Source organism: Caulobacter sp. GW821-FHT11A05, from assembly GCF_058809015.1.
In genome coordinates this window covers 38,483-45,628 of the sequence record NZ_JBXASF010000026.1, presented here as the reverse complement: position 1 = coordinate 45,628, position 7,146 = coordinate 38,483, and the positions used below count along the sequence as shown (strand labels likewise).

Sequence of the window (7,146 nt, the reverse complement as noted above, 5' to 3'; positions counted from 1 at the left end):
GCCGGCCCCCAAGGCCGTCGCGCCCGCGCCGGTCGCTCCGCCGCCGGCCGCGATCGTCGCCCCCCCGCCGCTGCCGGTCCCCGAGCCGCCGGCTCCCAAGCCGGCCGCCCCGCCGCCGCCGGAAGCCAAGCGCCCGCCGACCGACCCCGACTCGCCGCTGTCGACCCGCGATCCCGGCGGTCGCTAGGCATGCGGACCAAGGCGGAGCTGCTGGCCTTTCTCGAGGGCCTCGGGATCGCGCACACCACGCTGGACCATCCGGCCGTGTTCCGGGTCGGCGAGGGCGGCGATGTCAAGGCCGGCATGCCGGGCGGCCACAGCAAGAACCTGTTCCTCAAGGACGCCAAGGGCCGGCTGTGGCTGATTTCGGCGCTCGGCGAGACCCAGATCGACCTCAAGCGGCTGCATCCGGTCATCGGCTCGGCCCGGCTGTCGTTCGGCCCGGCGGCCTTGATGGAAGAGACGCTCGGCGTCATCCCCGGCTCGGTCACCGCCTTCGCCCTGGCCAATGACACCGACCATCGGGTGACCTTCGTGCTCGACGCCGCCCTGGCGCTGAGCGACCCGATCAACTTCCACCCCCTGACCAATACCGCCACCACCGCGATCAGCCAGGCCGACTTCCGGCGATTCCTGACCGCGCTCGGGCGGGAACCGATCGTGGTGGATTTTGGCGCCATGGCGCGGGTGGAAGGCTAGTCTGCCCACCCCAAATCCGACTTCCCCGACGAAAGTCGGGGCCCAGTGTCCGATACCGGATGGGCCTGAGCGCTGATCAGCGCTGAGCCCTTTGGCGACCTGCCAGCTGGGCCCCGACTTTCGTCGGGGTGATCGGAACCTGGGGAGAGAAGAAGACCAAATCATCCCGATGTGCGTTGAACGGTCGCGCCCCAGCGACCATGTTGCGGACCACGACCTTGAACTTCACGGACTCCGCATGACCCTTATCGGCGAAACCACCCCGGCCCCCGCAACCCCTCAGGGGGCGGCCGACCTGATCAAGGAAGGTTCCGACGCCGGCTTCCTGGCCGACGTCATCGAGGCCTCCAAGGTCCAGCCGGTCATCGTCGACTTCTGGGCCACCTGGTGCGGGCCGTGCAAACAGCTGACCCCGGTGCTGGAAAAGGTTGTCGCCTCGATGGGCGGGGCGGTGAAGCTGGTGAAGATCGATGTCGATCGTAACCCCGCCTACGCCGGCCAGCTGCGGGTGCAGTCGATCCCGACCGTCTACGCCTTCGTGAACGGCCAGCCGGTCGACGGCTTCCAGGGCGCCCTGCCCGAGAGCCAGGTCCGCCAGTTCATCGAACGCCTGGCCGGCCCGCCCCCGGCCAGCGCCATCGACGAGGTCCTCGCCCTCGCCAAGGAATCCATCGACCTCGGCGACGTCGGCGGGGCCGCCCAGGCCTACGCCCAGGCCCTGCAGATGGACCCCGCCAATGTGAAGGCCATCGGCGGCCTTGCCCGCATCTATGTCGCCCAGGGCGACCTGGAACAGGCGGCCGAGATCGCCGCCCTGGCCCCGGAGGGCGCCAAGGATCCCGACCTCGAGGCCGTCCGCGCCAGCCTGGCCTTGGCCGCCGGCGCCGCGGGCGAGACCGCGCCGCTGGAAGCCGCCCTCAAGGCCAATCCGGACGATCACCAGGCCCGCTTCGACCTCGCCGGGGCCTATGCCGGCCAGGGCCGCTACGAGGACGCCGCCGGCCTGCTGCTCGACATCATCGCCGCCGACCGCACCTGGAACGAGGAAGCGGCCCGCAAGCAGCTGCTGGTGGTCTTCGAGGCCGCCGGCCTTACATCAGAGGTGACCAGGGCGGGCCGGCGGCGGCTGTCCTCGATCCTGTTCAGCTAGGAGGCCGCGCCATGGTCACGGGCTATCGCAAGATCGACGACCTGCCCCAGGCCATACCGGTCTTCCCGCTCGACGGGGCGGTCATGCTGCCCGGCGGCCAGCTGCCGTTGAATATTTTTGAACCGCGTTATCTGAACATGTTCGACGACGCCATGGGCGGCGACCGGATGATCGGCATGATCCAGACCAAGGCCGGCGGCGACCGCGAGCGCCCGGCCCTGGCGCCGGTCGGCACGGCCGGCCGGGTCACCGCCTTCGCCGAGACTGGCGACGGCCGCTACCTGGTCACCCTGACCGGCGTCTGCCGCTTCCGGGTCAAGGAGGAGTTGGGCGTCATGGCTCCTTATCGCCAGGTGCGGGCCGACTACCTGCCCTTCATCGGCGACCTGCAGCCGCCGCCCGAATGCGCCATCCAGAAGATCGAATTCCTCGACGCCCTGCGCGGCTATCTGGAGCCGCGCGGCCTGGCCGTCGACTGGGACGCCGCCGGCTCGGCCCCGGCCGAGAGCCTGATCGACAGCCTGGCCATGGGCCTGCCGTTCGAGCCGGCCGAGAAACAGGCCCTGCTGGAGGCGGTCACCCACGACGCCCGCGCCGAGGTCCTCATCGCTCTCCTACGCATCGGCGCGGTGATCGGGGACGACGACGAACCTTCGATGCAGTAGAAGCCCGCCTATGACCGAAGCCCCTACCCCCATCGACGTCGACCCGCGCCTGCTGGAAGCCCTGGTCTGCCCGGTCACCCACGGCCCGCTGGAGTATGACCGCGCCGCCGGCGAACTGATCAGCAAGGGCGCCAAGCTGGCCTACCCGATTCGCGACGGCGTGCCGGTCATGCTGCCGGAAGAGGCGCGGGAACTGAGCGAGTAAAGTTCCTCCCGCTCTCGGGGAAGGTGGCAGCGGCGCAGCCGCTGACGGAGGGGGTCACCGCCCAGGCCGGGGGGTAAACCTGTTCGAAGCTGAACCGCCCGTGGGGACCCCCTCCACCATCGCTGCGCGATGGTCCCCCTCCCCCAAGAGGGGGAGGAACTCGGGTCTACAGCGCCTCGCCCCGCAGCAGCCGCGGCAGATCGCCCACCGCCCCGCCGGCCTCGCGCATGAAGAACCGACGAGCCGGGGCGATCTGGTTGACCACCGCCAGCCCCAGTCCGCGCGCCGCCCGCAGCGGGGCGAAGTCGTTGCTGAACAGCCGGGTGAAGACGTCGGTGGCCGCCGCCAGCATGGTGTTGTCGAACCGACGCCAGGCGGCGTAGCGCTCCAGCACGCCCTCCGCCCCGATGTCCTCGCCCAGCCGCAGGGCCTCGACCAGCACCTGGGCCAGGGCCGCAGCGTCCTTCAGGCCGAGGTTCAGGCCCTGACCGGCGATCGGGTGCACCCCGTGGGCGGCGTCGCCGAGGATGGCCACGCGGGGGGCGCACATCTGCTCGGCCAGCGACAGGGCCAGGGGATAGACGAACACCGGCCCGACCACCTTCGGCGCGCCGAGGAACTCGCCGAACCGCCGCTGCATATGGGCGTGGACGATCTCCAGCCGCGCCCCGCGCAGGGCCTCGGCCTGGGCGGTTTTTTCGGTCCACACCAGGCTGGCCCGCTGCCCGGTCAGCGGCAGGATGGCGAACGGCCCGCCGGGCAGGAAGTATTCGTGGGCCACGCCCTCGTGGTCGCGCTCCAGCTCGACGGTGGCGACGACGCCGGACTGGGCATAGGGCCAGCCGACGACGCCGATGCCGGCCTGCTGGCGGATGATGCTGGTCTTGCCCTCGGCCCCGACCACCAGCGGCGCCTTCAGAACCCGGCCGTCGGCCAGGGTGACCAGGGCGGCGGCCGGCGTCACCTGGAGCGAGGCCACGCGTGCCGGGGCCAGGACGGTCAGGCCGGGCGTGGCTTCGATGGTCTTAGCCAAACCGCTGCGGATGCGGCGGTTCTCCAGCATGTAGCCGAGCGGCTCGCCGCCGGAGACATCGCCGATCTCGGCCGAATCGAAGCGCAGGAAGGCTGAGCCCGGGCGGGATGCGGCGGCCCCGGGGCTGGTCCCGTCGGTGACCAGGATCTGCTCGATCCGCTGGGCGTGCGGCTCCAGCTCGCCGCCGGCCCCGAGCGCCTTCCACTGGCGGAAGCTGGCGTAGGCGATGGCGGACGAGCGGCCGTCGAAGGTCGGGGCCAGCTGGGCGTCGAACGGGGCGGGGTCGACGAGGATGGCGGTCATACCGGCGCTGGCCAGCGCCAGGCCGAGCGTGGCCCCGGCCATACCGGCCCCGGCGATGATGACGTCGGCGTCGAAAGCGGTGTCAGTCATGGAAGGGGATATGGGCCTGCAGGCGATCGAAGGGGAAGAGGGGACACATTGAATTCCGAGGAATTCAATGTGTCCCCGTTTCTAGAGGACGAACGCCGCCGATACGATCTCCCCGTCCGGCGTCAGGGCCGCCCGCTTCATCCCCTGGCTGACGTACGGCATGGTGATCGACCCATCCGCCGCCACCGCGATCAGCCCGCCGTCGCCGCCCATGGCCGCGATCTCGCCCAGCACCGCGTCGGCCGCCTCGGCCAGGCTCTGGCCGCCGAACCGCATCCGGTGCGCCACCTGGGCGGCGGCCGCGACCTTGACGAAATACTCCCCCTGGCCGGTGCAGCTGACCGCCACGGTCTTGTCGGCCCAGCACCCCGCCCCGATGATCGGCGTGTCGCCGACCCGCCCGGGCATCTTGCCGAACACCCCGCCGGTCGAGGTGCAGGCCGCCAGCCGGCCCTCGCCGTCCCGCACCACACAGCCGACCGTCCCGTGGGCCAGCGCGCCCGGCGGATGGTTGTCCTCGAAGGTCCCCGCATGGGTGTACCAGGCCTTGGGATCGACGATCCGCGCATAGCCCCGCGCCGCCGCCAGCCCCGCCGCGCCACTCCCGGCCAGCATCACATGCTGCGTCCGCTCCAGCACCTCCCGCGCCACGGCGATCGGGCTCTCGAACCCCTCCAGCGCCGCCACCGCCCCGCAGCGATGCAGCCATCCATCCATGATCGCCGCATCCAGCTCATAGACCCCGTCGGTGTTCGGCGACGCCCCCCGCCCGGCGACATACAGCCCCGACACCTCCAGCTCGCGGGTGGTCTTCTCGGCCACATCCAGGGCGCTCGCCCCGGCCTTCAGCGCGTCCCGCGCCGCCTCGACCAGGCCGCGCATATGGGCGACCTCCTTGTCGTAGTCGCGGCCGGCCTTGGCCCCGGCGCCGCCATGCAGAACGAGACTCAAACATTTGTTCGCCATCGCGGGCCTCCGGCCTTATGAACGTTTCAACGGCGGCGATAGCCTCTGTCGCCTCAACAGAAAAGCGGGAGAGTTGGCATGAAGGCGGTGCTCAGCAAGGTCGTGGGCGGTCCAGAGACCCTGGTCGTGGAAAATGTGGACGAGCCGACCGCCGGTCCGGGCCAGGTTCTGCTGTCGGTCAAGGCCTGCGGGGTCAACTATCCCGACGTCCTGATGATCCAGGACATGTACCAGTTCAAGCCGCCGCGCCCCTTCTCGCCGGGCGGTGAAGTCTCCGGCGTGGTCAAGGCGCTCGGCGACGGCGTTGCCGGCGTGAAAGTCGGCGACCGGGTGCTGGCCAGCACCGGCAGCGGCGGCATGGCCGAGGTGGTGGCGCTGGACGCCGCCCGCCTGACCCCGATCGCCGACGCCATGCCCTTCGACGAGGCGGCGGCCTTCATGATGACCTATGGCACCAGCTGGTACGCGCTGAAGGATCGCGGCCGGCTGCAACCGGGCGAGACCCTGCTGGTCCTCGGCGCGGCCGGCGGCGTCGGCCTGGCGGCGGTGGAGCTGGGCAAGGCCATGGGCGCGCGGGTGATCGCGGCGGCCTCCAGCCAGGAGAAGGTTGACCTGGCCATCAAGCACGGGGCCGAGTCCGGCGTCGTCTACCCCACCGGCCCCTTCGACAAGGACGGACTCAAGGCGCTCGGCCAGCTGTTCAAGGACGCCTGCGGCCCGGGGGGCTGGGACGTCGCCTATGACGCGGTCGGCGGCGACTATGCCGAGGCCACCATCCGCGCCGCCGGCTGGGGCGGCCGCTTCCTGGTCATCGGCTTCCCGGCCGGCATCCCCAAGGTGCCGCTGAACCTGACCCTCTTGAAGAGCTGCGACATCGTCGGGGTCTTCTGGGGCGCCGCCGTGGCCCGCGACCCCAAGGGTCACCAGGAGAACGTCAAACAGCTGATGGCCATGTACGCCGAGGGCAAGATTCGCCCTTACGTCTCCGAGCGCTTCAGCCTGGAAAAGGCCGGCGACGCCATCGCCCACCTGGCGGCCCGCAAGGCCATGGGCAAGGTCGTCGTCGTTACCGAATAGCCGCGCTACAGGCCCGTCCGGCTCGATCCGGGCGGGCCCAATAATCAAGGATCAGGGAAGGACGGAGCATGGCCGGAAGGCTTGAGGGTAAGGTGGCCGTGATCACCGGCGGGGCGTCGGGGATCGGGCTGGGCGCGGTCGAGCTGTTCGTGGCCGAGGGGGCAAAGGTCGTCGCCGCCGACCTGCAGGACGAAAAAGGGGCGATGCTGGAGAAGCGCTTCCCCGACACGGTCCGCTACGCCCATTGCGATGTGACCAGCGAGGCTGATGTGGCCAAGGCCATAGGCTTGGCTGACAGCGCCTTCGGCGGTCTCGACGTGCTCTTCAACAACGCCGGCCACGGCGGCACGACCACTGGCGTCGCCGACATGGACGCCGATGGCTGGGACGCCACCTTCGCCCTGCTGGTGCGCGGGCCGATGCTGGGGATGAAGCACGCCCTGCCGCTGATGCAGAAGCGCGGCGGCGGCAGCATCATCAACACCGCCTCGATCGCCGGCCTGCAGGCGGGTTTCGGGCCCATCGCCTACAGCGCCGCCAAATGCGCCGTCATCCACATGAGCCGCTGCGCCGCCGCCGAGCTCAGCCCCCAGAAGATCCGCGTCAACGCCATCTGCCCGGGCCTGATCGCCACCTCCATCTTCGGGGCCAGCTTCGGCCTGCCGCGCGAAGTGGCCGACCAGATGGCCGCCCAGGTCGCCGAGATCGGCCATAAGGTGCAGCCGATCCCCAAGTCCGGCGCCCCGGAGGACATCGCCCGCGCCGCCCTCTACCTGGCCAGCGACGACTCGGTGTTCGTCACCGGCACCCACATCGTCGTCGATGGCGGCATCACCATCGGCGGCCGCGGCAGCTGGGATCCCAACGTCGGCTCGCCGATCCTGGAGGCTCTCGGCATCACCCCCGAACAGGCGCAACAGATGCGCGCCGCCATGCTGGCCCAGCAGGCCGGCTAAAG

General features: G+C 70.6%; 9 protein-coding genes. 7 read left to right on the top strand and 2 right to left on the bottom strand.

What is annotated here, in order from left to right; all coding sequences use genetic code 11:
- The 5 genes from AC1RSK_RS23655 to AC1RSK_RS23635 form a co-directional block, all read left to right on the top strand.
- Nucleotides 1-187, top strand: a 187-nt coding sequence (locus AC1RSK_RS23655; RefSeq protein WP_492910149.1) for a hypothetical protein, incomplete at its 5' end; no start/stop codon positions are given.
- A gap of 2 nt (nt 188-189) precedes the next feature.
- Nucleotides 190-699 (top strand): prolyl-tRNA synthetase associated domain-containing protein, encoded by a 510-nt coding sequence (locus AC1RSK_RS23650; RefSeq protein ID WP_492910148.1) that lies wholly within the window; start codon nt 190-192, stop codon nt 697-699.
- A 238-nt stretch (nt 700-937) separates the two neighbouring features.
- The gene (gene trxA, locus AC1RSK_RS23645; RefSeq protein ID WP_492910147.1) at nt 938-1,849 is read left to right on the top strand and encodes a thioredoxin; all 912 of its coding nucleotides are present in this window, start codon (nt 938-940) and stop codon (nt 1,847-1,849) included.
- 11 nt (nt 1,850-1,860) lie between these two features.
- On the top strand, nt 1,861-2,514 hold the full coding sequence (locus AC1RSK_RS23640) for an LON peptidase substrate-binding domain-containing protein (RefSeq protein ID WP_492910146.1): 654 nt from the start codon (nt 1,861-1,863) through the stop codon (nt 2,512-2,514).
- A 10-nt stretch (nt 2,515-2,524) separates the two neighbouring features.
- Nucleotides 2,525-2,719 carry a Trm112 family protein gene (locus AC1RSK_RS23635; protein WP_492910145.1) on the top strand — a complete coding sequence of 65 codons (195 nt, stop codon included), beginning with the start codon at nt 2,525-2,527 and terminating at the stop codon, nt 2,717-2,719.
- Between the two features lie 166 nt (nt 2,720-2,885).
- Here the strand turns inward: AC1RSK_RS23635 and AC1RSK_RS23630 are convergent, their stop codons facing one another.
- Both AC1RSK_RS23630 and AC1RSK_RS23625 read right to left on the bottom strand, forming a co-directional pair.
- On the bottom strand, nt 2,886-4,145 hold the full coding sequence (locus tag AC1RSK_RS23630; protein ID WP_492910144.1) for a UbiH/UbiF/VisC/COQ6 family ubiquinone biosynthesis hydroxylase: 1,260 nt from the start codon (nt 4,143-4,145) through the stop codon (nt 2,886-2,888).
- Nucleotides 4,146-4,226: 81 nt separating this feature from the next.
- A complete protein-coding gene (locus AC1RSK_RS23625) occupies nt 4,227-5,111 on the bottom strand; it encodes an isoaspartyl peptidase/L-asparaginase family protein (protein ID WP_492910143.1) in 885 nt (294 codons plus the stop codon).
- Between the two features lie 78 nt (nt 5,112-5,189).
- Between AC1RSK_RS23625 and AC1RSK_RS23620 the strand changes: the two genes are divergently transcribed.
- Together AC1RSK_RS23620 and AC1RSK_RS23615 are read left to right on the top strand one after the other, a co-directional pair.
- Complete coding sequence (locus AC1RSK_RS23620) at nt 5,190-6,188, top strand: NADPH:quinone oxidoreductase family protein (protein WP_492910142.1); 999 nt, start codon at nt 5,190-5,192, stop codon at nt 6,186-6,188.
- Between the two features lie 68 nt (nt 6,189-6,256).
- A complete protein-coding gene (locus tag AC1RSK_RS23615; protein WP_492910141.1) occupies nt 6,257-7,144 on the top strand; it encodes an SDR family NAD(P)-dependent oxidoreductase in 888 nt (295 codons plus the stop codon).
- Nucleotides 7,145-7,146: the final 2 nt, after the last annotated feature.